General features: G+C 38.9%; 17 protein-coding genes and 4 tRNA genes. 17 read left to right on the plus strand and 4 right to left on the minus strand.

Annotated elements, in window-relative coordinates; all coding sequences use genetic code 11:
* The first annotated feature begins 247 nt into the window (after positions 1-247).
* Positions 248-2,851, plus strand: a complete 2,604-nt coding sequence (locus M1V25_RS03945; RefSeq protein ID WP_498842501.1) for a hypothetical protein — start codon at positions 248-250, stop codon at positions 2,849-2,851.
* A 264-nt stretch (positions 2,852-3,115) separates the two neighbouring features.
* Here M1V25_RS03945 and M1V25_RS03950 read toward each other — a convergent pair whose 3' ends face one another.
* Both M1V25_RS03950 and M1V25_RS03955 read right to left on the minus strand, forming a co-directional pair.
* Complete coding sequence (locus tag M1V25_RS03950; RefSeq protein WP_498842502.1) at positions 3,116-3,661, minus strand: DUF6434 domain-containing protein; 546 nt, start codon at positions 3,659-3,661, stop codon at positions 3,116-3,118.
* A gap of 470 nt (positions 3,662-4,131) precedes the next feature.
* Complete coding sequence (locus M1V25_RS03955) at positions 4,132-4,701, minus strand: DUF4124 domain-containing protein (RefSeq protein ID WP_498842503.1); 570 nt, start codon at positions 4,699-4,701, stop codon at positions 4,132-4,134.
* Between the two features lie 159 nt (positions 4,702-4,860).
* On the opposite strand from M1V25_RS03955, the gene M1V25_RS03960 reads away from it, so the two are divergent.
* The 16 genes from M1V25_RS03960 to M1V25_RS04035 all read left to right on the plus strand — a co-directional run bounded on the left by M1V25_RS03960 (position 4,861) and on the right by M1V25_RS04035 (position 22,520).
* Positions 4,861-4,945: transfer RNA gene (locus M1V25_RS03960), tRNA-Tyr, on the plus strand.
* A gap of 17 nt (positions 4,946-4,962) precedes the next feature.
* Positions 4,963-5,036 (plus strand) — tRNA-Gly (locus tag M1V25_RS03965).
* Between the two features lie 46 nt (positions 5,037-5,082).
* A tRNA-Thr gene (locus M1V25_RS03970) sits at positions 5,083-5,158 on the plus strand.
* A gap of 34 nt (positions 5,159-5,192) precedes the next feature.
* Entirely contained in the window at positions 5,193-6,377 is a 1,185-nt protein-coding gene (gene tuf / locus M1V25_RS03975; protein WP_116963556.1) for an elongation factor Tu, read from the plus strand.
* Positions 6,378-6,400: 23 nt separating this feature from the next.
* Positions 6,401-6,476, plus strand: a tRNA-Trp gene (locus M1V25_RS03980).
* 81 nt (positions 6,477-6,557) lie between these two features.
* On the plus strand, positions 6,558-6,974 hold the full coding sequence (gene secE, locus M1V25_RS03985; RefSeq protein WP_116963557.1) for a preprotein translocase subunit SecE: 417 nt from the start codon (positions 6,558-6,560) through the stop codon (positions 6,972-6,974).
* A 51-nt stretch (positions 6,975-7,025) separates the two neighbouring features.
* Positions 7,026-7,619 (plus strand): transcription termination/antitermination protein NusG, encoded by a 594-nt coding sequence (gene nusG / locus M1V25_RS03990; protein ID WP_116963634.1) that lies wholly within the window; start codon positions 7,026-7,028, stop codon positions 7,617-7,619.
* A 97-nt stretch (positions 7,620-7,716) separates the two neighbouring features.
* Positions 7,717-8,160 carry a 50S ribosomal protein L11 gene (rplK, locus tag M1V25_RS03995; protein ID WP_116963558.1) on the plus strand — a complete coding sequence of 148 codons (444 nt, stop codon included), beginning with the start codon at positions 7,717-7,719 and terminating at the stop codon, positions 8,158-8,160.
* Positions 8,153-8,848 (plus strand): 50S ribosomal protein L1, encoded by a 696-nt coding sequence (rplA, locus tag M1V25_RS04000; RefSeq protein WP_116963559.1) that lies wholly within the window; start codon positions 8,153-8,155, stop codon positions 8,846-8,848. Before rplK ends, rplA begins: the two co-directional genes overlap by 8 nt.
* A gap of 241 nt (positions 8,849-9,089) precedes the next feature.
* Positions 9,090-9,608: a 50S ribosomal protein L10 gene (rplJ, locus tag M1V25_RS04005; protein ID WP_116963560.1), complete on the plus strand. Its 519-nt coding sequence runs from the start codon at positions 9,090-9,092 to the stop codon at positions 9,606-9,608.
* Positions 9,609-9,652: 44 nt separating this feature from the next.
* Positions 9,653-10,027, plus strand: coding sequence for a 50S ribosomal protein L7/L12 (gene rplL, locus M1V25_RS04010; protein WP_116963561.1), 375 nt, complete (start codon positions 9,653-9,655; stop codon positions 10,025-10,027).
* Between the two features lie 178 nt (positions 10,028-10,205).
* The gene (gene rpoB, locus M1V25_RS04015; protein ID WP_498842504.1) at positions 10,206-14,297 is read left to right on the plus strand and encodes a DNA-directed RNA polymerase subunit beta; all 4,092 of its coding nucleotides are present in this window, start codon (positions 10,206-10,208) and stop codon (positions 14,295-14,297) included.
* Between the two features lie 87 nt (positions 14,298-14,384).
* A complete protein-coding gene (gene rpoC / locus M1V25_RS04020; RefSeq protein WP_204723356.1) occupies positions 14,385-18,674 on the plus strand; it encodes a DNA-directed RNA polymerase subunit beta' in 4,290 nt (1,429 codons plus the stop codon).
* 498 nt (positions 18,675-19,172) lie between these two features.
* Positions 19,173-20,810, plus strand: coding sequence for a carboxylesterase/lipase family protein (locus M1V25_RS04025; protein ID WP_116963564.1), 1,638 nt, complete (start codon positions 19,173-19,175; stop codon positions 20,808-20,810).
* A gap of 262 nt (positions 20,811-21,072) precedes the next feature.
* Positions 21,073-21,750, plus strand: a complete 678-nt coding sequence (trhA, locus tag M1V25_RS04030; RefSeq protein ID WP_116963565.1) for a PAQR family membrane homeostasis protein TrhA — start codon at positions 21,073-21,075, stop codon at positions 21,748-21,750.
* Positions 21,751-21,794: 44 nt separating this feature from the next.
* Positions 21,795-22,520, plus strand: a complete 726-nt coding sequence (locus M1V25_RS04035) for a nucleotidyltransferase family protein (protein WP_498842505.1) — start codon at positions 21,795-21,797, stop codon at positions 22,518-22,520.
* Here M1V25_RS04035 and lnt read toward each other — a convergent pair.
* Both lnt and M1V25_RS04045 read right to left on the minus strand, forming a co-directional pair.
* Complete coding sequence (gene lnt, locus M1V25_RS04040) at positions 22,517-24,016, minus strand: apolipoprotein N-acyltransferase (protein ID WP_498842506.1); 1,500 nt, start codon at positions 24,014-24,016, stop codon at positions 22,517-22,519. The genes M1V25_RS04035 and lnt overlap by 4 nt on opposite strands.
* Positions 24,017-24,021: 5 nt before the next feature.
* The gene (locus M1V25_RS04045) at positions 24,022-24,873 is read right to left on the minus strand and encodes a CorC family transporter (protein ID WP_116963567.1); all 852 of its coding nucleotides are present in this window, start codon (positions 24,871-24,873) and stop codon (positions 24,022-24,024) included.
* Positions 24,874-24,878: the final 5 nt, after the last annotated feature.

The raw sequence follows: 24,878 nt of genomic DNA on the forward strand, positions 1-24,878 counted from the left end.
CTGTTAAACGACGAAACTCATCTGCTGCTAACTTGTTTATCGTTTCCCATCTCATTGATCATATCCACCTTTAATTTTTAAATAGCTATTTTGCTAGATTAAATACGGTTTGGAAAGAACTCTAATGCTTAAAAATAAGCAACATTTTGTCCTTTTTCAATTCCTCACCTTTAAATTTAGATAGAATACAATAATAATTCTGCATGAAAATTCAAAATAATTATTTGAAATAAAAAAGGTTAATCATATGAATGATATTAAAAAAATACAAGATGAAATCAATCAAGTAGTGCACTTTCACCATAAAAAGACATACAGCAAGGATGAGGTCATCACCGGTAGTGCCTTAGTGCAGTTTAATACTTTGTGTGATAATTTAATCAAAGCAGAAAATGACTTAGAGAAAATTAAAGCGTTATATAAGGAATATTATAATAAAACAAAAGGTACCTCATCCTTTTTGACTATGAATCCCGAATCAGAAATTAGTAAGGCTATTTTAAAAATTACGGTTGATATTGCTGACAAATTTAAGATTTCGCCTTTATCGTTACTTTTACCTAATACGCAAATACACTTTGTCTCTGACGATCGGTACAATATAGAGGATAAAAAGAATTGGGATGAATATGTTTCTTATAAAGGATATAAAAATTCTTTACAAACACTTATCGCATTTTATCAACAGCATTTTTATGGTGCGGACAATTTAGTAAACGTTGATAACATAATAAGTTTCCCTATTAAGAATTTGAAACAAGTATATGAGTATAAAGAAACCTATGATCCGAAAAGGATTACAGTTAATTCAGATTTTTTTGAGCGTATCTTGAACTCAAACTCTTTAATCAGAGAAGCATATAATTTAGAAAACGAGATAAAAGAAGTAGAGGAAAGTGGGCACTCTCTAAAAGCAGAGCTTATTAAACTTGCAAATGCTTTATTTGATAATGGTGTAAATGGTAGATATGGTTCAGAAGGGTATGCAGGAGTTGGTGCATCGATTGCAATTGGTGAATTTAGAGGAAAGTGGGAGAGTTATTATAAGGACGATTTTTTAAATTTAATAAGCATTGGAACTAGTGAAAATAGGCAGGCGATGGAAAAACTTGTAACGCAAATACGCCAACTTGATGATGGTAGTTGTGTTGATTTAAAATCAAAAGCGCTCAAGGCAGTTATTAAAGAATTAGAATCTATTTTAGATAAAGAGTTTATAGAAACAAAAGATTCTAAAAGGAATGAGGAGACGTTAAAAAAACTTAATAATCGATATAAAGAAATAACAGCGGAAATAGGAAAACTACAAAATGAAGGAAAAATAAAAACAATAGACGCCCTTCCCTTGGACCTTACATGCTTTTTCCAAAATGGAAAATTAATAATGAAGTCTGTTTATGACAATGCGGAAAGTATTAATATTTCTGACTTAGAAACTATATTGCAGCAAGTTTCTGATATATCTGTTGATGAAATGAATCAAGAAGATATATTTGGCAATATATTGTTGTACCCAAAACATTTTTTAGCGATTTGGAATAGGTTGAGTGATGAGGCGAAACAGGAAATCCAGAAGCATATAAAAGAAGATGAAAATATATATAAAGCGATTGCTAATCAAATAAACGATCCACATACCACTGGTGACCTAAAAGAAAGATTATTAAATATAACTATAAACGTTCTTACTAAAGATGGAGATAGTTTTTACAAGATTTATAGCAATTTAGATGATAGTAATAAAAACAATTATTTCGAAGCTGTTAAGACCAAACTACCTTCCATAACTAATACTGGAGATGACTTTAAAAATATTTATAAACTTTTAGATACTTTTTTTTGGAAATCAGAGCGAAACAGCTATTTTGAGGCTGTTAAGACCAAACTACCTTCCATAACTAATACTGGAGATGACTTTAAAAAAATTTATGATCTTTTAGATACTTTCTTTTCGAAATCAGAGCTGATTAGTTATTTTCAAACTACTAAATGTAGGTTACCTTCTATAACCAATACTGGAGACGACTTTAAAAAAATTTATAATACCTTATCTGATGGTGTAGATTTATCTAGTATCTTTAATGGTCAGCTGCCCACCAGTGATAGAAATCGTTATTTTAATGCTGTTAACAATAACTTAGCATCTATAACTAATACAAGAAATGACTTTGAGGATATTTATAAACTTTTAGATAGCTTTCTTTTTAATAGCTATACAAACAATTATGTCGATGCCATTAAAGATAAACTGCCATCTCTAACTAAGACAAGGTTTGACTTTTGCCGCTTTTATGAAACATTGGATGTTAGGTATAGGAACAACTATGTCAACGCTATTAAAGATAAATTGCCATCGCTAACTAAGACCAGGGTCGACTGTTATAACATTTATAGTACTTTAGAGGCTGAGTATAGGAAAGAGTATCTTCGCACCTTAACCTTAACTACACTGAAAGATAGTAATTGGTTTGAAAGTGTTCTACAGGATATAGAGTTGCTAGATAAGAAAACAGCTTTATTGGAATCTTTGTGTAATAAGTCATCTCAAAATGTGAAGAAAATATTTGGCTATGGTGGTACAAATATTCAGTTTAATGGTCAGGTTTATAACGTTACAGACGAAGTTGCAGAAACATTAAATCAAGATTTTTTAAACCTTGTTAAAAACAAAGACGTCAGTTATGAGGCATTTCAGGGTTGTCTAAGGGCTCGTTTAAAGGAGTGTGCAAGTAATCAATGTACACTTAAGTCATCCGTTTTGAGATCCTCGGAAGATGAAATGCTGTATCAGGCTCTTGAAAGAGACGAAAATCAACATAATCCAATGAATAGCTATCTTCGTGTAAGCTAAGAGAATTAGTTTGTGTTTGAGTTCCATGAACCAATTTTTTTACCGTAACTATATCAAACTTCCAGCAATTTCGTACCCTGCTCCAGGAAAATAAAACTTAAGGTGATCTAGAAAACATTATCGTAGTGTGGTAGACATTATTACTCAAACCTATCAGGAATTTATAATCAAGGAAAAAATTATGAAACTGTATTTAGTTCAGTTAGGTTTTTATGATGACAGATATAGTGTATAAAATTCATATTAATAAATTTGACAATAATATTAGTCAATATTATTGTTGCCCTCCAATAGAGTTAAATCAGAAGGTTCAAAAAAATGCCTATTAGGCATAGTTTTTTTTATCTTCCAACATTTAATGGCGGTTGCTTTACTCCTATCAGGATATGCATTAAAAAAATCACGAATATAAGTCATGTATTTAAACTGAGGAGAAATGTTTTCATTTTTCATATTTACCAATTGATGATACATAGCAATCGCTTCTTTATAGGTTTTAATCCCCTTATTTTCTTTCATCCAAGCATTAAAACGAATATTGTATTTAAAAGCTGGAATATATTTTGCAAAAAAACCTCTTTCCCGGAAACCTATTTTAAAATTAGGAGAAATGATTGCTTCTAATTTTAAAGGAAAATCACCGGCTATTTTATTTGTCTTTCGTCTTATATCTAGTACCTTCCCTGTTTGTGCAAAATGTTTTAAAACATATTCTAATTCAAGTTTGGAAAGATTCATATAAGGAATATTTGCCTGCTTACAAAATTCAATCAATTCCACTTTATGATAATAAATTCCTTCTTGAAACATTTTATTCCTTCCAATTACCACATTCTACTTGTATTTCCATTCTAAGTTTATACAATTTTAATTTTCAAGGAAAAAGCTCTGTTTGATAGGCATTAGCAATCATGTCGAAGCCATAACGAAAATAGCTAAACTCTTTTTACACTATCTTGGCGTCTTTGTATTCACCAACTTTATGAACCGACACAACGCCGACAGTAAGCAGTGCCATTAACTTTGAAATCTTATTGAAGTCGTTCAAATGCGTATCTTCAAAATTAAAACCTCTGCCTTTAAGTGCCTGAAAAAGATTCTCGATTTTTCAGTGCATTTAGAGTTACTTTTATACGGTAGCATTTCCCAAAACAGTGGGATAGCCAAGGCAAGAAAAACTATCTATTTCTCAAAAAGTGAACTAATGCATAATACTGTAATTGGTCTTTATCTCAACCGAATTGAATGGGGTCGGACATATAAAATGATAAAGTAAAACACTACCTAGATTTCTTTTTCAGATGATTGTTATGCACATACAGTATTATTGGATTTGAGAAGAAGGTTTCATTACTTTGCGTTTTGCCAAAAATAGTGATTTTGTTTTTGCCTGGGTATTCTGGTCGTGGTATGTTCCATGTGTTGTTTTGATAGACTGCATAAAATTGGTTGTCATTAATGGTGACATAAACTTGATCGTTTTTAGATAAAGTTGGAGTGGTAGTTAAAGAGATAATGGAATTAAAGTTATGAATGTGGGCATTATCCTCTGGGGATATGATAGTAATATTGATGGTTTTAAGGTTTTCATGATCTTCTTGTTTTGGTTTATCTATTAATATAGAACTTGTCCTAAGCTCAATATCATTCATTTTATTTTTATTGTCACCTTTGCTACTGTTTTTTGAGGGCTTTTGGGGAGAGATAATGTTTAAATCATCAGTAAAAACCGTATGGTGTGGTTGGTCTTCAGTAGGCGGGGAGTTTGAGAAAACAACATTGCCACCGCTGTCGTGCCATTGATAGATTTCACCATGACTTAAAATGCTGAAAAAAAGCAAAAATAGCATAAAAAAATACTGGTAAAATCTGTGTTTCTTCGTATATACTTGCACCCGTCTTAACTGCTTAAGTTATTCAAATCCGGTGCATACAATTATAGGAAAAAAAATCGATGAAAAAAAGTTGATTTTTAAAAACTAAACCCCTATGATTGGTCCCAGCACGCTGGAGGGGTTCCCGAGCGGCCAAAGGGATCAGACTGTAAATCTGACGGCTCAGCCTTCGCAGGTTCGAATCCTGCCCCCTCCACCACGAATTTCTTCCCATTTGCGGGTGTAGTTCAATGGTAGAACTTCGGCCTTCCAAGCCGATAGTGTGGGTTCGATTCCCATCACCCGCTCCAAAGGGATTTGTAAGGTGTATAGTTAATTAAATTAAAAAATATTGAAGCTCGCATAGCTCAGTCGGTAGAGCACTCCCTTGGTAAGGGAGAGGTCACCAGTTCAAGTCTGGTTGTGAGCACCATGTTGGGTTTGTTAATAAAACGTTGGAGTAAATAATGGCTAAAGAAAAATTTGAACGTAAAAAGCCGCACTTGAATGTTGGTACAATTGGTCATGTTGATCATGGTAAAACAACATTGACCGCTGCGATCACAAAAGTGCTTGCAGATGCTTATGGTGGTCAAGCTAAAGCATTTGATGAAATCGATAATGCTCCAGAAGAAAAAGCACGTGGTATTACTATTTCAACTTCTCACGTTGAATACGAAACACCAAACCGTCACTATGCACACGTAGACTGTCCAGGTCACGCAGACTATGTTAAAAACATGATCACTGGTGCCGCTCAGATGGACGGTGCAATTTTAGTATGTTCAGCTGCTGATGGTCCAATGCCACAAACACGTGAGCACATTTTGTTATCACGCCAAGTAGGTGTGCCATACATCGTTGTATTTTTGAATAAGTGCGATATGGTCGATGACGAAGAATTGCTTGAGCTAGTTGAGATGGAAGTGCGTGAGCTTTTAGATCAATATGAATTTCCAGGTGATGCGACGCCAATCATTAAAGGTTCTGCAACGGGTGCTTTGGCTGGTGAGAAGAAGTGGGTTGATGCTATTCTTGAGTTAGGCAAAACACTTGATGAATACATTCCTGAGCCTCAACGTGAAACAGATAAGCCATTCTTGTTACCGATTGAAGATGTGTTCTCGATTTCTGGTCGTGGTACCGTGGTGACTGGTCGTGTTGAGCGCGGTATTGTTAAGGTTGGTGATGCGGTAGAAATCGTTGGTATTAAGTCAACTCAAACTACTACTGTAACTGGTGTTGAAATGTTCCGTAAGCTTCTTGATGAAGGTAAAGCGGGTGAAAACGTTGGTATCTTGATTCGTGGGATCAAGCGTGAAGAAGTTGAGCGTGGTCAAGTTTTATGTAAACCAGGTTCAATTACACCGCATACTAAATTTGAAGCTGAAGTGTATGTTCTATCTAAGGAAGAAGGTGGGCGTCATACGCCATTCTTCAAGGGTTATAGACCACAGTTCTATTTCCGTACAACTGATGTAACGGGTTCTTGTGAATTGCCAGAAGGAGTTGAGATGGTCATGCCTGGTGATAACATCAAGATGACTGTTACGTTGATCAATTCTATCGCGATGGAAGAAGGCTTGCGCTTTGCTATCCGTGAAGGTGGTCGTACAGTAGGTGCGGGTGTTGTGGCTAAAATTCTTGCCTAATATCAACACTTCAAAGGTCTTGTAGGTCAGTAGTTCAATTGGTAGAGCAGCGGTCTCCAAAACCGCAAGTTGGGGGTTCGAGTCCCTCCTGGCCTGCCAAATAAATTGACTTGAACGGCGTGTTAATCTGTGTTAAGATTGCACGCCGTTTTTGTTTGTAGTAAAAGATGAGACGATTAAATGAAGGATCCCGTAACGAAAAAAGTGTGGACAACCACGACAAAAAAAGCTGGTTTGCGTGAGATTAGCAGTACTGCAAATAAGTTATTGTGGTTGATAATGATTGTTATTGCCGCAATCATCGTTTTTTCGAGTATGTATTTCTCGCTATTCAAGGATTCATCAGCGTTGATGGCAGTGCTTATTATCGTTGGTATAGTCGTGCTGTTGGTGATTGCTAAGCAGACAAATCAAGGTGCAAAGGGTTGGCAATTTTTGCTTGAAGCACGCTTAGAGATGCGAAAAGTTGTGTGGCCAACGCGTCAAGAGACAATTAACTCGACGTTGGTGGTGCTGGTTATTGTTGCCATTGCTTCCATTATTATTTATTTTGTTGGGTTGCTGTTTATGCGCCTGATCCAAACAGTTTTAAGTTAAGAGGTTATTATGTCTGCTGATGATAAAGATTTTCACAGTGAAAATGCCGAGATGAATAAATCGCAAGCGATTAACGAAACTTCAGCAAAAAATGCTATTGACTCAAAAAAAAGATGGTATGTGATTCAGGCGTATTCAGGATATGAAAAGCGTGTTAAAGCTCAGATTGAAGAACGTATTAAATTGGAAGGTTTAGATCATTTTTTTGGCAAGATATTAGTGCCAACTGAAGAAGTGGTTGAGATGAAAGCTGGCCAAAAGCGCAAAAGTGAGCGTAAGTTTTTCCCAGGTTATGTCTTGATTCAGATGGAAATGAGTGAACAAGCATGGCAGTTGGTGCGTAGAACTCCAAGAGTCAGTGGCTTTATAGGAGGTACAAGTGAGCGTCCAATGCCAATTAGTGATAAAGAAGCAGAAAGAATCTTGGGTTCACTTAAGGTGGGTGCAGATAAGACAGCGCCAAAACCAAGGACAACTTTTCAAGTTGGTCAGGTTGTGCGTGTGCTTGAAGGCCCATTTGCTGATTTTACAGGTGTTGTCGAGGAAATTAATTACGAGAAATCGCGTGTACACGTTGCAGTTTCTATTTTTGGGCGTCCAACGCCTGTTGAGCTTGAGTTTTCTCAAGTAGAGAAAGATGCTTAAACGGTTTGCTGTTTAAGTTTTAGGTGTCTAGCAGTTAGTTAGATGTGAGTAACGGGGAGCTATTAAAAATAGCGTTATACCCAAAAAGGAGTAAATAATGGCTAAGAAAGTGCAGGCTTATATTAAGCTTCAAGTTAAAGCTGGACAGGCAAACCCAAGTCCACCGATTGGACCGGCGTTAGGTCAGCATGGTGTTAACATTATGGAGTTTTGTAAGGCGTTTAATGCGCAAACACAGAAGATGGAGCAAGGTGCGCCAGTGCCTGTTGTTATTACTGTATATAGCGATAGAAGTTTTACATTCACTATGAAAACACCCCCTGCTTCATTCTTGCTGAAGAAAGCAGCAAAAATTAAATCTGGCAGCTCTAAGCCCTCTAAAGAAGTTGTTGGTACAGTGACTCGTGAACAATTAGAAGAAATTGCTAAAACAAAAGAACCCGACTTAACGGCAGCAAATATGGATGCTGCTGTTAGAACGATCGCAGGATCTGCGCGCAGTATGGGGCTTAAAGTTGAGGGGGTTGTGAGTAATGGCTAAGTTATCAAAAAGAATGAAAGGTTTATCTGAAAAAGTAAATAGATTACAGGTTTATCCTGTAACTGAAGCCTTTAAGCTTTTGAAAGACCTTTCAAAAGTTAAATTTAGAGAGTCAATTGATGTTGCTGTTAATTTAGGTGTTGATCCACGTAAATCAGATCAAGTTGTGCGCGGTGCTTCTGTGTTACCAAACGGTACTGGTAAGGTTGTGCGTGTTGCGGTATTTACTCAAGGTGATAACGTAACAAAAGCAACTGAAGTAGGTGCTGATGTTGTTGGCATGGATGATTTGGCAGCTGAAGTTAAAAAAGGCAATATAGATTTTGACGTTGTAATCGCTACCCCTGATGCGATGCGTGTTGTTGGTCAGTTGGGTCAAATCTTGGGACCTAAGGGTTTAATGCCTAACCCTAAGGTTGGCACTGTAACAACTGATGTAGCGCAAGCGGTTAAAGATGCAAAAGCAGGTCAGGTACGTTACCGCGTTGATAAAGCTGGTATTATTCACACCACCATTGGTAAGGCTGACTTTGCACCACAAGCGTTACAGCAAAACTTAGAAACGCTTTTAACTGACTTGAAAAAGCTAAAGCCAGCAAATGCAAAAGGCGTGTACATCAAAAAAGTGACAGTTTCTAGTACAATGGGTCCTGGTCTTATGCTTGACATGAGCACAATTGAGGTTTAAGATAAGCAGCCTTTTTCTCATCAGGCAGAATGTATGCGTGTGCAGAAGCTTTGCTTGAATATTAAGTTTCTTTGGGTCAACTGCTTAATATCTATTGAGTTAGTGATGTCAAAGACCGTAGGTGTAACTGAAAGGTTGCTTAATTTCCTACGCAGACGGTGAATGTGACCTAAAAGAGAAATTTTTATTTGGTTTCAAACATCGTATTAAATAACGTAGACAAAAACAAGAGGATTAGCTAATGGCGCTAAAGCTTGAAGATAAGAAAGCGATTGTGGCAGAAGTTGCTGAACAAGCATCCTTGGCATTGTCTGCAGCGGTGGCTGATTACCGTGGTTTGACTGTGAATCAAATGAGTGATTTACGTAAGCAAGCTCGTGAATCAGGTGTTTATTTAAAAGTTGTTCGCAATAATTTAGCAAGAATCGCGATCAAAGGAACTGAGTTTGAGTGCATGAGCAATGCACTTGTGGGTCCTTTGGTTTTGGCTTTCTCGAAAGAAGAGCCAGGTGCGGCTGCTAAATTATTCAAAAATTTTATGAAGAACAATAAAACTTTTGAAGTGAAGAACTTAGCAATGGGTGGCGAATTATTCGGCGCCAACAAGTTGGAAGAAATGTCTAAGCTTCCAAGTCGCAACGATGCACTTGCATTGTTGTGCAATGTATTGCAAGCACCTGTTACCAAGTTTGTGCGTACGCTTAATGAAATTCCAGCGCAAGCTGTTCGCGTATTTGCTGCTGTTGGTGATGCAAAATAACCACTTTTCGTTTTTGAAATAAATTATTTAATAGGAGTTATATAATGGCTATTACTAAAGAAGACATTCTAAATGCAGTTGCTGAAATGAGCGTTATGGATGTTTGTGAGTTAGTTAAAATGATGGAAGAGAAATTTGGTGTTTCTGCTCAAGCTGCTATTGCAGTTGCAGCTCCAGTTGCAGGCGAAGCTGCTGCTGTTGAAGAGAAAACTGAGTTTGACGTTGTTTTAGTTGATGCAGGTGCTAATAAAGTTGGTGCGATTAAAGCAGTTCGCGCAGCAACTGGTTTAGGCTTGAAAGAAGCAAAAGACGCAGTTGAAGGCGTTCCTTTTACAATCAAAGAAGGTGCTTCTAAGGCAGATGCTGAAGCACTTAAAAAGCAGCTTGAAGAAGCTGGTGCTAAGGTTGAGCTTAAGTAATTTTTCGATTACATTAAGTTAAAGCAAAAGGCTAACAGGTATATTTTACTTGTTGGCCTTTTCTGCTATGTGATAAATATGATTTGTGGCTGAATCTGTGGTCGCAGATAAATAAAGTTTTTTCAAACTTTTGGCATGGTTTAGTGGTTAAAATGAATGTGATCAGAGGAAGTGCCTGATGCCGTACTCATACGCTGAGAAGAAAAGAATCCGTAAAGAATTTGGGAATCTTCCTAATATTCTAGATGTTCCATATTTGCTTGCCATTCAAGTAAATTCATACAAAGAATTTTTACAACAAGAAGTTAAGCCGCAAGTGCGTAAAAATATTGGCTTAGAAGCAGCGTTTAAATCTGTTTTTCCGATTGCTAGCGCTTCTGGCTATTCCGAACTTCATTATGTAAGCTACCGTTTAGGTGAATCTACATTTGATGAAAATGAGTGTAGCATTCGAGGGGTAACTTATGCTGCGCCCTTGCGTGTAAAATTACGATTGGTTGTTTACGATAAAGATGCACCGGTAGATAGTAAGGCGGTGAAAGATGTTCGTGAACAGGAAGTTTACATGGGTGAAATTCCGCTTATGACGGAAAATGGGACCTTTATCATCAATGGTACTGAGCGTGTTGTGGTGTCTCAGTTGCACCGCTCACCAGGGGTATTTTTTGATCACGATAAAGGCAAGACCCATTCCTCAGGTAAGATATTGCATTCAGCACGTGTTATTCCATATCGTGGTTCATGGCTAGACTTTGAGTTTGACCCAAAAGACTTGCTTTATGTGCGTATAGATAGACGTCGTAAGTTACCAGCAACAGTTTTGTTAAAGGCTTTGGGTTATACTAACGAAGCATTATTAAAGATTTTTTATGAGCCAGTTGACTTTGAAGTCCAGGATGGTGTGTTAATGATGACGTTTGACCCTAATTCATTAAAAGGCACAACGGCATCGTTTGATATTTTAGACCAAGACAATAAGGTGCTCGTTTCTGAAGGCAAGCGCATCACAGCGCGTCATACTAAGGTCATGAAAGAGCAAGGGCTTGACCGAATGGAAGTCCCTGTTTCTTACGTAATTGGCAAAGTATTATATGGTCGTATTGTAGATGAAACTTCAGGTGAGTTGTTGGCTGAAGCAAACGAAGAAATTACTCCGGTATTGTTAGACAAATTGTCTGATCGTGGCGTTAATAAATTCCAAACGCTCAACACCAATGATTTAGATCGTGGGGCTTATATTGCCGATACATTGCGTAGTGATATTTGTCGCAATCGTGATGAAGCGCTTGTTGAAATTTACCGTATGATGCGCCCAGGTGAACCCCCAACAAAAGAATCTGCTGAAAACTTATTTCAAGGTTTATTCTTTTCTGAAGAGCGTTATGATTTATCAGCAGTTGGTCGGATGAAATTTAACAATCGTTTGGGACGTAAATCCGACAAAGGTGAAGGGATATTAAGCAAAGAAGATATTATCGACGTTGTAAAAACCTTGATTGATATTCGAGATGGTCGTGGTGAAGTTGATGATATCGACCACCTAGGTAATCGTCGTATTCGTGCGGTAGGTGAGATGACTGAAAATCAATTTAGGGTAGGCTTGGTGCGTGTTGAGCGTTCCGTGCGTGAGCGTTTATCTTTAGTTGATCGTGAGAGTGCAATGCCACAAGATCTGGTCAATGCTAAACCAATTACCGCCGCGATTAAAGAATTCTTTAGTTCGGGTGCGTTATCACAATTTATGGATCAAGATAACCCGCTATCAGAAGTTACGCATAAACGTCGTATATCTGCATTGGGCCCTGGTGGTTTATCAAGAGATCGCGCTGGTTTTGAAGTGCGTGACGTACACACTACACATTATGGTCGTTTGTGTCCAATTGAAACGCCAGAAGGTCCAAACATTGGTTTGATTAATTCTTTAGCGTGTTATGCGCGTACCAACCATTATGGTTTCTTAGAAGCCCCATATCGTAAAGTAATGGATGGTGTTGCAACGGATGAAATTGAATACTTGTCTGCAATTGATGAAGGCAATTATGTGATTGCGCAAGCATCTGCTTCAATGGATGATAAAGGTCGTTTAACAGATGAGCTTATTCAATGTCGCTCAAAAGGTGAGGCAATTTTTACAACAGCAGATCAAGTACAATATATGGATGTATCTGCCAAACAAATGGTATCCGTGGCGGCAGCGCTTATCCCATTTTTGGAACACGATGATGCTAACCGTGCACTCATGGGATCAAACATGCAACGCCAAGCTGTACCTACATTAAAAGCTGAAAAGCCACTCGTTGGTACTGGAATGGAGCGTATCGTTGCAAGTGATTCAGGTACTTGTATTGTTGCTAAACGCTCAGGTGTTGTTGATTCAGTAGATGGTGGTCGTATCGTTGTTTGTGTGAACAATGATGAAATTGGTGAAAGTGATTCTGTCGTTGATATTTATAATTTGACCAAATTCCGTCGTTCTAATAAAAATACGTGTATTAACCAGCGCCCAATTGTAGAACCTGGTGATGTAATCAGAAAAGGTGATATCTTAGCAGATGGTTCTTCAACGGATATGGGCGAATTAGCACTAGGTCAAAACCTACTTGTTGCATTTATGCCTTGGAATGGTTTTAACTTTGAAGATTCTATTCTTTTATCTGAGCGTGTTGTAGAGGATGATCGTTATACTTCTATTCATATCGAAGAGTTAACTTGTATTGCACGTGACACTAAGCTTGGGGCAGAAGAAATTACAGCCGATATTCCAAATGTAAGTGAGTATGCACTTAATAAACTTGATGCCTCAGGTATTATTCATATTGGTGCAAACGTTGTTCCAGGGGATATTTTGGTTGCTAAAATTACACCCAAAGCAGAGCAACAGTTAACTCCTGAAGAGAAGTTATTACGCGCTATTTTTGGTGAGAAGGCTTCTGATGTTAAAGATAGTTCATTGAGAATGCCAACTGGCATGTACGGTACGATTATTAATGTGCAAGTCTTCACTCGTGATGGTGTCGAAAAAGATGCACGTTCAGTTGAAATTGAAAAAGAGGAACTGGTACGCATTCGTAAAGACTTGCGTGACGAATATCGTATTGTTGAAGGTGCTGTACGCTCTTATCTATTTGAACAGTTAAGTGGTAAAAAAGCATTAGCTGGTCCAAATAACTTAAGGCGTGGTCAAGAAATCACAAAAGAATATTTGAAAACCATTGAGTTTATGCAATGGTTAGATCTTCGTGTTGAAGATGAAGCGACAACCGAAGCTATCGCTCGTTGTAAAGCGCAAATTGAACAGGCTCGCAAAGATTTTGAGGTAAAGTTTGAAGTTAAGCGGAAAAAGCTAACTCAAGGAGATGATCTATCGCCTGGAGTACTTAAAATTGTTAAGGTGTTTGTTGCCGTTAAACGTCGTATTCAGCCAGGTGACAAGATGGCAGGGCGTCATGGTAACAAAGGTGTAGTATCTCGTATTCTACCTATTGAAGATATGCCATACCTTGCAGATGGCACGCCAATGGATATCGTTCTAAATCCGTTAGGTGTTCCTTCTCGTATGAATATTGGTCAGGTGCTGGAAACACATATGGGGTTAGCTGCACGTTCTCTAGGACACAAAATAAGTGATGCGTTAGAAGCTAGCCAAAAAGTACAAGATATCCGCAAAGTTTTAGAGGAAGTCTACAACACCATTGGTCATAAAAAAGTGGATTTCAAGCAATTAGATGATGATCAAATCGTTGAGATGGCATATAACTTAAAAGCAGGTGTACCTATTGCAACGCCTGTGTTTGATGGTGCAAAAGAGAAAGACATCAAAGATCTTTTAAAACTTTGTGATATCAACGAAAGCGGTCAGATGCAGCTATTTGACGGTCGTACTGGTTTGGCATTTGATCGACCTGTAACCGTGGGATACATGTACATGCTGAAACTAGATCACTTAGTAGACGATAAGATGCACGCACGTTCGACAGGTTCGTATAGTCTGGTAACACAACAGCCGCTAGGTGGTAAAGCCCAGTTTGGTGGTCAGCGTTTTGGTGAGATGGAGGTGTGGGCGCTACAAGCGTATGGTGCAGCATATACATTGCGTGAAATGTTAACCGTGAAGTCAGATGATGTGAATGGTCGTACCAAGATGTATAAGAACATCGTTGATGGTAATTTCAGGATGGATGCAAGTATTCCAGAATCGTTTAACGTACTAATGAAAGAAGTACGTGCATTAGCTATCGATATTGATCTTGAGTCTGACTTGAATAATTAATCTTATTGAGTCGCAATTCATTAAATCGTTGCAGAAAGCATCTCTGTAACATGTAATCAAACTTTGCAAAGAATAGGAGTAGAAGCCTTGAAAAACTTACTAGGCGGTATGAAACAGCAAGGTAAAGATTTAGAGTTTGACCGTATTCGAGTCGCTCTTGCTTCCCCTGAAATGATCCATTCATGGTCATATGGTGAAGTGAAAAAGCCAGAAACAATTAATTATCGTACTTTTAAGCCAGAAAGAGATGGTTTATTTTGTGCTAAAATTTTTGGTCCAATTAAGGATTATGAATGTTTGTGTGGCAAATATAAGCGTTTAAAGCATCGCGGGATTATCTGTGAAAAGTGTGGCGTTGAAGTAACGCAAGCGCGTGTACGACGTGACAGAATGGGGCATATTGACCTTGCTTGTCCAGTGGCACACATATGGTATTTGAAGTCATTACCATCTCGTATAGGGTTACTGTTGGATATGACCTTGCGTGATATTGAGCGCATTTTATATTTTGAAGCCTATGCCGTAACAGATCCTGGGATGACACCATTTGAAAAGGGTCAGCTGCTAAATGAAGAAACGTATTTGGATGCCTTAGAAGAATACGGTGATGAATTTGAAGCACAAATGGGTGCCGAAGCGATTCAAAAACTATTGATGGATACAGACTTAAATCATGAGATTGAAGTGATTCGAGAAGAGATTCCAACAACAAACTCAGAAACCAAGCTTAAGAAACTCACTAAGCGTTTAAAATTATTAGAATCATTCCGTGATTCGGGTAATAAGCCTGAGTGGATGATTATGACGGTTTTACCAGTATTACCCCCTGATTTACGCCCATTGGTGCCACTTGATGGTGGACGTTTTGCAACCTCAGACTTAAACGACTTATATCGTCGTGTCATTAACCGTAACAATCGTTTAAAACGTTTATTAGAGTTAAGTGCACCTGATATTATCGTTAGAAACGAAAAACGTATGTTACAAGAAGCGGTGGACGCGCTATTAGATAATGGGCGCAGAGGGCGCGCAGTTACCGGTTCAAATAAGCGTGCGCTTAAATCACTTGCTGATATGATTAAAGGTAAGCAAGGCCGTTTCCGTCAAAATCTTCTTGGTAAACGTGTAGACTACTCTGGTCGCTCTGTGATTACAGTGGGACCAACTTTGCGGTTGCACCAATGTGGTTTGCCAAAGAAAATGGCATTAGAATTATTTAAGCCATTTATTTATTCTAAACTTGAACACTATGGTCATGCGTCAACAATTAAAGCAGCCAAAAAAATGGTTGAGCGGGAAGAAGCTTTAGTTTGGGATATTTTGGAAGAAGTGATTCGTGAGCATCCGGTGCTTCTAAACCGTGCGCCAACTTTGCATAGATTAGGTATTCAAGCATTTGAACCGACACTGATCGAGGGTAAAGCAATTCAGTTACATCCATTAGTGTGTACGGCATTTAATGCAGACTTTGACGGGGATCAAATGGCAGTTCACGTGCCATTAACGTTAGAAGCTCAGCTTGAAGCGCGTGTGCTGATGATGTCAACCAATAACATTTTGTCTCCTGCTAGTGGTACGCCTGTGATTGCACCAACACAAGATATTGTGCTTGGTCTTTATTACATCACACGTGAGCGGGTAAATGCCAAAGGTGAAGGTAAATTATTCGCTGATCTATTGCACGTTCAGCGTGCATATGATGCGGCAGTGGTTGATGTGCATGCTAAAATAAAGGTGCGTTTGAATCATAAAGTATTGCTTGAATCTGGCAAATATATCGATGAAAAGGGTGTCGTGGAAACAACCGTAGGACGTGCACTATTATCCAGTATTTTACCAGAAGGTTTGCCATTTTCGTTGATTAATCAATCTTTAACTAAGAAGGTAATTGCCAAAATTATTGATCAGTGTTATCGTCGTTTAGGCACAAAGGCAACAGTTATTTTTGCTGACCAGCTAATGTATGCTGGTTATAAGTACTCAACGAAATCAGGCATTTCGATTGGGATCGATGATATGATCATTCCTGATGCCAAAGAAATGATCCTCACTGAAGCAGAAAGTCAAGTCAAAGAAATTTCTGAGCAGTATGCCAGTGGTTTAGTGACTGCGGGTGAGCGTTATAATAAGGTTATCGATATTTGGTCGCGTGCTAATGAAAAAGTTGCTAAGTCGATGATGGAAGTGATCGCAAAAGAAAAAGTCCAGGATAAAGTAGGAAATGAAGTTGAACAAGAGTCTTTCAACTCTGTATATATGATGGCAGATTCAGGTGCAAGGGGCTCTGCAGCTCAAATTAGACAGCTTGCAGGGATGCGTGGACTCATGGCAAAACCAGATGGTTCCATTATTGAAACGCCAATTACTGCAAACTTCCGTGAAGGTTTGTCAGTATTGCAATACTTTACTTCAACCCACGGTGCGCGTAAAGGGCTTGCCGATACAGCATTAAAAACAGCAAACTCAGGGTACTTGACACGTCGTTTGGTTGATGTCGCTCAAGATTTGGTTATCGTTGAAGAAGATTGTGGTACAAACAAGGGTCTGACAGTATCAGCGCTGATTGAAGGAGGAGACGTTGTTGTTCCATTGGGGGAACGTTTATTAGGTCGAGTCAATGCAGAGGATATTTATAACCCAGGTGAAGATGAGGTCTTGGTTGAAGCTGGCACCTTGCTTGATGAAAAAACTGTAGAATTGATTGAGCAACATGGCGTCGATCAAGTCGTTATTCGCTCATCTATTACTTGTGAAACTCGTCGTGGTTTATGTGCTAAATGCTATGGTAGAGATTTGGCAAGAGGTCACTTGGTCAATATGGGTGAATCTGTTGGTGTTGTAGCGGCACAATCCATCGGTGAACCAGGAACGCAGTTGACGATGCGTACCTTCCATATTGGAGGTGCGGCATCTCAAGATACGGCTGAAAATAATGTTCAGATCAAGAATGGTGGCAGAATCAAGTTCAACAACATTAAAACAGTTAAGAATCGTGAAGGTAACCATGTGGTGGTGTCACGCTCAGGTGAAATCGGTATTATCGATAAGTTTGGTCGTGAGCGCGAAAAATATAAAGTGCCATACGGTGCAGTGTTACCAGTCAATGATGACACTCAAGTAAAAGCTGGTGCTATCGTTGCAACCTGGGATCCACATACCCATCCCGTTGTTGCCGAGGTTGCAGGTCATATCAATTTCGTTGACTTTATTGATGGTGTGACCATGAAGCATCAAGCGGATGAAATGACTGGTTTGTCTAGTATTGTTATTACATCTGATTCACAGAAGAGTGGTAATAGAGATATAAGACCACTTGTACGCTTGATCAATGAGGTTGGTGAGGAGCTATGCTTTCCTAATACCAATATTCCTGCAAGTTATTTTATGCCGATTGGTGCGATTTTAAATATTGAAAATGGCACGCAAATTGAAGTGGGTGATGTTATTGCACGTATTCCACAAGAAGGCTCAAAAAACAAGGATATTACCGGAGGTCTTCCACGCGTAGCTGACTTGTTTGAAGCTCGCCGTCCAAAAGATGCCGCTATTTTGGCAGAAGTTTCTGGAGTGGTGAGTTTTGGTAAAGAAACAAAAGGCAAGCGTCGCTTGATTATTTTGCCTGAAGAAGGTGAGCCAATTGAGATTATGATTCCTAAATGGCGTCATATTAACGTATTTGAAGGTGAGCATGTTTCACAAGGGGAAATTATCTGTGATGGTCCGTTTGATCCGCATGAAATCCTACGCTTGAAAGGTGTACATGCGCTTGCTGAATATATTATCAATGAAATTCAAGAAGTTTATCGCTTACAAGGTGTCGGCATTAATGATAAGCATATTGAAACCGTTACCCGTCAAATGTTGCGTAAGGTAAACATCCTCGCCTCAGGAGATAGTAAATTTGTTGATGGTGAACCGGTTGAGCTTGTGCAAGTACTGGAAGAAAATGATAAGCTTCTTGCAGAAGGCAAGCTTGTAGCAGTTTATGAGCCTATTTTATTAGGCATCACGAAAGCTTCATTGTCAACGGAGTCATTCTTATCAGCAGCATCTTTCCAAGAAACAACACGTGTCTTAACAGAAGCTTCGGTGAGTGGTCAGCAAGACTATTTACGTGGCTTAAAAGAAAATGTTCTCATCGGTCGTTTGATTCCATCTGGAACAGGACTTGCTTATCACCAAGAGCGTAAGCGTAAGCACATCGAAGAAATGGAAACATTGGAATCAGGACCATCTATGGATGAGTTGGAAATGGCACTAAGTGCTGCGTTAAATGCAGATAACGAGGAAAACAGCGTTGACTTGGAGGATCTGTTTGTCATAAGTGACGATGATTTTAATGTAGCCGAGTCAGAAGATGATGAAGATGATGAATAAGTGGGTACATTAAAATAACTGTGTAAATTTTTTCGTAGGTTATAATGGGTACAATGTATAATCTACGAATGAAAGATGAAACAGGAACAACAAACTGAAGTACTAGGATAAGGACTTGATTTTACTATCAAATCAAATGCTGATTTATCAAACTTGTTTAAATCTGCTTTTCTATTAAAGCAATTAACAAAAGGATTAGTTTAACCTGCTTTACAGGCTGAAATAAAAGATTATCTAATCTGAATTAAATGCTTACATTTTAATATGGGATAGATAATAGTAAAGAAAGGACAAATAGGGATATGGAAAAAATTATTTTTGGACAACGTTAGCGTTTTTAAGTAGCCCCTAAAAAGGGAGAGCCGCGGTAATGTAGCTCTCTTATCCAACTAACATTTAATTTCAAGGAGAAAAATGAATACGATTACTCATTTTGTAACGAGCATAAGTATTTTTAAGCAGTCACAACCTATTGAAATTCACAAGGAGTAGTGTCCCATGATTCGTAAGTTCTTATTCAACTGTCTTTTGGTCCTGACTGGCATCATAGTCCTGCTGGGAGGTATTTTCTCACTATATGCTCATAATACTGACGAGGTTGACGCTGATCCTGCCTTGGTTTTGACCAATAAGGGTGCTGTACGGGGCGTCATCCGCAATGGTGTGCGGGAGTTTAAGGGTATCCCCTATGCCAGACCTCCAGTTGGTGATTTGCGTTGGGCTATGCCGCAACCTGCAGAGGCGTGGAGTGGCGTACTGGATGTCTCTCAATATAAGAGCATCTGTCCGCAGGTTGAGCGCTATGGCATCCCCGAATCCAGTGAGAACGAGGATTGCTTATATATCAATGTCACAGCGCCTTACAAGGAAGCATCGGATCTGTCCCGTAAGCGCCCAGTAATCGTCTGGCTGCATGGCGGGGCGTTTGTGGGCGGATCAAGTACCCTCTATCCGCTGGATTATATGTCTAAGAGCGGTGACGTGGTCATGGTTTCGATGAACTACCGGATCGGCGTGTTCGGATTTATGGCTCATCCCTCCTTAGAGGCGGATCACAACGGCGGTTACGGTCTAGAGGATCAGCGCGCTGCGCTGCGCTGGGTGAAGGCGAATATCGCTGCCTTCGGAGGAGACCCTGATAACGTGACAATCGCCGGCGAATCGGCCGGCGGTGCTGGCGTCTGTATGCACATCCTAGCGCCAGATGAAACCTCCGGCTTATTCCACAAGGCTATTATTGAGAGTGCCGGCTGCGCTACCCCACTGCCGAGTGTCGAGGACGCCAACAAGATTGGTCTGCAAGTAGCCCAACAGGTTGGCTGTACGGATGAGGCAACAGCACTGTCTTGTTTGCGCAACAAGCCGGTCAAGGATCTTCTCAACGGGGCGGTGAAAGTTTCGGGCTCGAATATCCTTACTTATATGCCGATCATCGGTACCAAAACGAACCCGCTACCAGGGGCGGAGGCATTCCCTGCAGGCAAGTTCGTCAAGGTGCCTGTGATGTATGGTGGCACGCGTGATGAGTTGCGTCTGTACGTTGCCTATGCCATGCAGGCTGGGCAAAGCATTACGGCAGATAACTACGCCGAACTATTGAAACAGACCTATGGCGACAAAACCGACGCTATTGTGAAACAGTATCCGGCAAGCAATTATTCCTCGGTTGCTTCTGCGCTGGGCACTGTTTGGTCAGATTTCCGCCCGGATGTTGGTATCAATCACTGTATCTACCTGGAAAGTGCCAAGTTGATGCGCAAGTTCGTACCAGTTTATCAGTTCGTGTTTGCCGATCGCACCGCACCGCCGGTAACAACCAATCCCGGTTTCGAGATGGGCGCGGTCCACTCTTCCGAACTGATCTATCAATTCCCTCATTACGATAACACTCGTATGCTTGCAGGTCCCAATCTCTCACCCACCTCGCAAAAGCTCTCTGAACAGATGGTAGCCTACTTCACGAGCTTTGCCAGAACTGGTAAGCCAAGCGCACAGGACGCACCGGTCTGGGGTATTTTTGATCGAGAAGACAGGGTCATGAACTTCGAACCGGGCAAGCTTGGTTATTTCAATTCAGGTGTTTCGCACCACTGTGAGTTTTGGAAGACTCAGTATCCGTCTATCCTAACCCAGTGATATTCTGTACGGGGTGGAATTGGAGGCATCGTCTGTCTGTACGCATAAGGATGAGCGATTTATCAGGTTTTAAAGAATTGGAAAACTCCTAATGAACAAATCAATTACGAGTTTTTTTGGACTTGAATTTGCTTTATCCTCATTTCTAGCCATGCTCAACAAAATAATATGTTATGACAGAAAAGTAGTGATTAGGTTTTGCTTAATGACAACATATAGCTCAAAATAAGCATACTTTAAACGAAAAAAAATAAGTGATTTTATGCTTGTAACAAATGAAGATATAGCTATGAAAAAGCATAAGGACTTGTATTCAAGACGTGAAGAATTATTGAACACGTTAACTCATGCGATTGGAGCAGGATTTAGTATCATTGCACTTATTTTGATGATCTTGCGTGCAGCAGATACGGGGTACATGGTCAATGTCATAGCAGTTACTATTTTTGGCTTAACGCTTATTTCAATGTATGCTGCATCAAGCTTATATCATGGTATTACTCATCCAAAATGGAAAAAAGTGTTACGAAAAGTTGATCATTTAAATATTTATTTACTTATTGCTGGTACTTATACTCCTATTGCACTTATCGCTTTATCAGGCGTTAATAGTTGGTTGATTCTTGCTATTTTATGGGGATCTGTGATTGCTGGTTTTATTTATAAAATATTATTTTTTGGTGATGGTTGGTTATCTACTGCGTTATATGTCATTATGGGCTGGACGGCACTAGGATTTATTGTGCAGATTGTAGAAGCATTACCAGGAGGTTGTCTCATGTGGATTGTGCTAGGAGGGGCGTTATATACCAGTGGCGTTGTCTTTTATATGCTGGATGAAAAAATTGAGTTTTGTCACTTCTTGTGGCATTTATTCGTTTTTGCTGGCAGTCTAGCCCATTTTTTTGCAATCTATTTATACGTTGCTAGGATGGACTAGAAATCGGAAATAAAGTACTTTTATCTGCGTAAGTGATATCAAAAATGAACAACATTAATCTAAAAAACAATATGAAAAAACAGGATAACAAGCATAATATCAGTGCGATGATTTTAGCAGCAGGGCGTGGGCGTAGAATGCAATCACTTACGGATCATACCCCTAAGCCCTTAATAGAAGTAAATGGCAAGGCATTGATTGAGCATCAAATAGAAAATTTGGCTGATACGGGTATAAGCCGTATCATTATCAACGTTGCGTATCTTTCTGAACTGATTGTTAAGCGCATTGGCTTTGGTGAGCGTTGGGGTATTACAATTCGGTATTTGTATGAACCACTGGGTGCTTATGATACAGGTGGTGGGATTATACGGGCATTACCTTGGTTAAGCGATCCTTTTATCGTTGTAAATGCAGATATAATAAGCAATTACAACTTTCATTCAATAGTGGAACATAGTAAATTGATGAGTGAATTAGCACATTTAGTGCTTGTGCTTAATCCAGTGCATAATCTAAAAGGAGATTTTTGTTTAACAAGCGACAAGAAAATTATAGTGATTAATGATAATTGCCAAAGTTACACTTATACGGGCATTAGTGTGTATAAAAAAGCATTATTTAAAGGTATCCCTGTCGGTTCTAAAATTTCTTTACCACGGATTTGGCAACCTTTTATTAAACAAAAGCTAATTAGTGGGGAATTATTTCATGCGAATTGGTGTGACGTAGGAACTCCTGAGCGTTGGCAAGAAATCAACCGTGCCTAGATCTTGGTGCTTGTAAAGATTGTGTTTTTCAAGCCGATAAAAAGGGTGATAACAATAAACAATAAGCTCAGGAATAAAATTGGCAAAAGACCATATTTCATCCAGGGGGTATTGCCTTGTATGGCTTTGATATTACCCTTTAATACTGCTTGCTTGTTTCTTGGTAAGCTTACAATAGTTTGACCTTTTGGGTTAATGATTGAAGTGACACCATTGTTGGTTGCTTGAATAACAAAGCGACCTGTTTCAATAGCGCGCATTTGTGAAATCTCTTCATGTTGCCAAGGTGCCAGCGAATCACCAAACCAAGCGTCATCACTGATAACGGTGATTAAGTCAGCATTTTGTAATTGTGCACGTACTTCAGAGGGATAAGCGATTTCATAACAGATAAACAAAGCAATGCTGACGCCATTCATATTTAATAGCGGTTGTACTTTAGCACCTTTAGTAAAACTAGACATAGGAATGTTGAAATAAGCCATAAATGGCTCAAGAAAATAAGAAAAAGGATAATATTCTCCAAAGGGAACCAAATGACGTTTATGGTAGTAACCAGAACCTAAACCATAAACAAATGCTGAGTTAAAGTATTGATCTTTGTGATTAAGTGCCACGGTTCCAACTAAGATTGCACTTTCTTGATTTTTTCCTAAATCATTAATTTGTGCTAAAAAAGGCTCAATAAAAGGTTTGAAGGTTGGAATAGCGTTTTCTGGCCAAAAGACTAAGTCTGCAGGGTTGTTACGAGTTATTTTGTAGTAATGATCGATAATTGTTTGTAACGTGCTTGGATCCCATTTTTGATCCTGAATATAATTGCCTTGAATAATGGTGACAGTTTTATCAATGCCATCACTATGTGTCCATTTTATTTGCCTGAGACCCAAGGCACTAATAAAGCACAGCGTAATAAGCAACAACATGCTGATAACGGTTTTAAAATGACGTAGATTTAACAAAATTTCTGTTAAACAAAGTGACATAAAACATACAATAAATCCTACTAAGAAGACACTTCCAACTGGTGCAAAAGCTGAAAAAATGGTATGGGTTTGTGAGTAGCCTAATAAGACCCAAGGGAAGCCAGTAAATAAGTAGGTACGTAACAACTCAAGTAGAAACCAGCAAACTGGGAGAATCAACAGGCGATAACTCAAGTGTTTATTATTTAGTTTGCCAAAACAATAGCCAAAAATAAGGAAAAAAGTGCTTAAAAATAGAATAAATATCGTCGTTAAGCTGATACTCAAGAAAATCGATTGACTAAAGGCATAAATGCTCACATAGACCCAAGATATACTGGTACTAAAAAATCCCACACCATAGCAGTAACCTAACCATAACTGTTTTTTTATTGTTTTCTCTTGAGCAATGAGATAAAAAAAACCTACGAGTGAGACGAATGCAAGGCTGGCAATTCCAATAGGTGAAAAGGATAAGGTTAGAATCGCGCCACACAAAAGAGCTGAGAAATTAATCAGAAATAAGCGCATGTGAATTAAGCATTGTTTTTGCGTATAACGTGCAAGGTACGTACACGACGTTTATCAGCAGCAGTAACACGGAAGGTAAAATCACCAAATACGATTTCTTCGCCAACATCAGGTAAATGCTCAAGTTGATTGATTACTAAACCACCGATTGTGTCAACTTCATTATCATCAATCGCACAGTCAAAATAATCATTGAAATCTTCGATTTCAGTAAGTGCATCAACACTAAATTCATTATCATTAATTCGCGTGATTTGTGTATTTTCTTCATCAAATTCATCTTCAATGTTGCCAACGATTTCTTCAAGAATATCCTCAATAGTGACTAGCCCCGAAATAACGCCATATTCATCAACAACGATTGCAAGGTGATTATGGCTTGATTTAAACTCTCGCAATAGTGAATCCAATTTTTTGCTTTCAGGTACAAAGATAGCAGGGCGCAGTGCTGATTTTAATTGCTCAAGGCTTAAGTCTGTGTATTGAACGACAATTTTTAATAAATCTTTTGTATGTAGGATCCCCAAGACATCTTCACGATTTTCCGAAAAAAGTGGTAAGCGTGTGTGGCTTGAATTAATGACAGTTTGAATGATTTCTTTACTTGTCATCCCCGCATGAATTGTTGCCATTTGCGTGCGTGGAATCATAATATTACCCACTGAAGAGGAAGCAACATTTAAAACCCCTTTAATCATATCGCGTGAATCTGTATCAATCGTACCTTTTTTAACAGCAAGATTAACAAGACCAAGAAAATCGGAAGGGCTATGTGGCATTAAGATAGTAGCAGCAATTTTTTCTAACCAGGTTTGCCCCTGTCCTAAGTTTTCATTCTTTGTCTGTTTTTCGTCCATTGTCC

This window comes from Candidatus Nebulibacter yamunensis, assembly GCF_024208055.1.
In the GTDB taxonomy this organism is placed as follows: domain Bacteria; phylum Pseudomonadota; class Gammaproteobacteria; order Francisellales; family Francisellaceae; genus Caedibacter; species Caedibacter lacustris.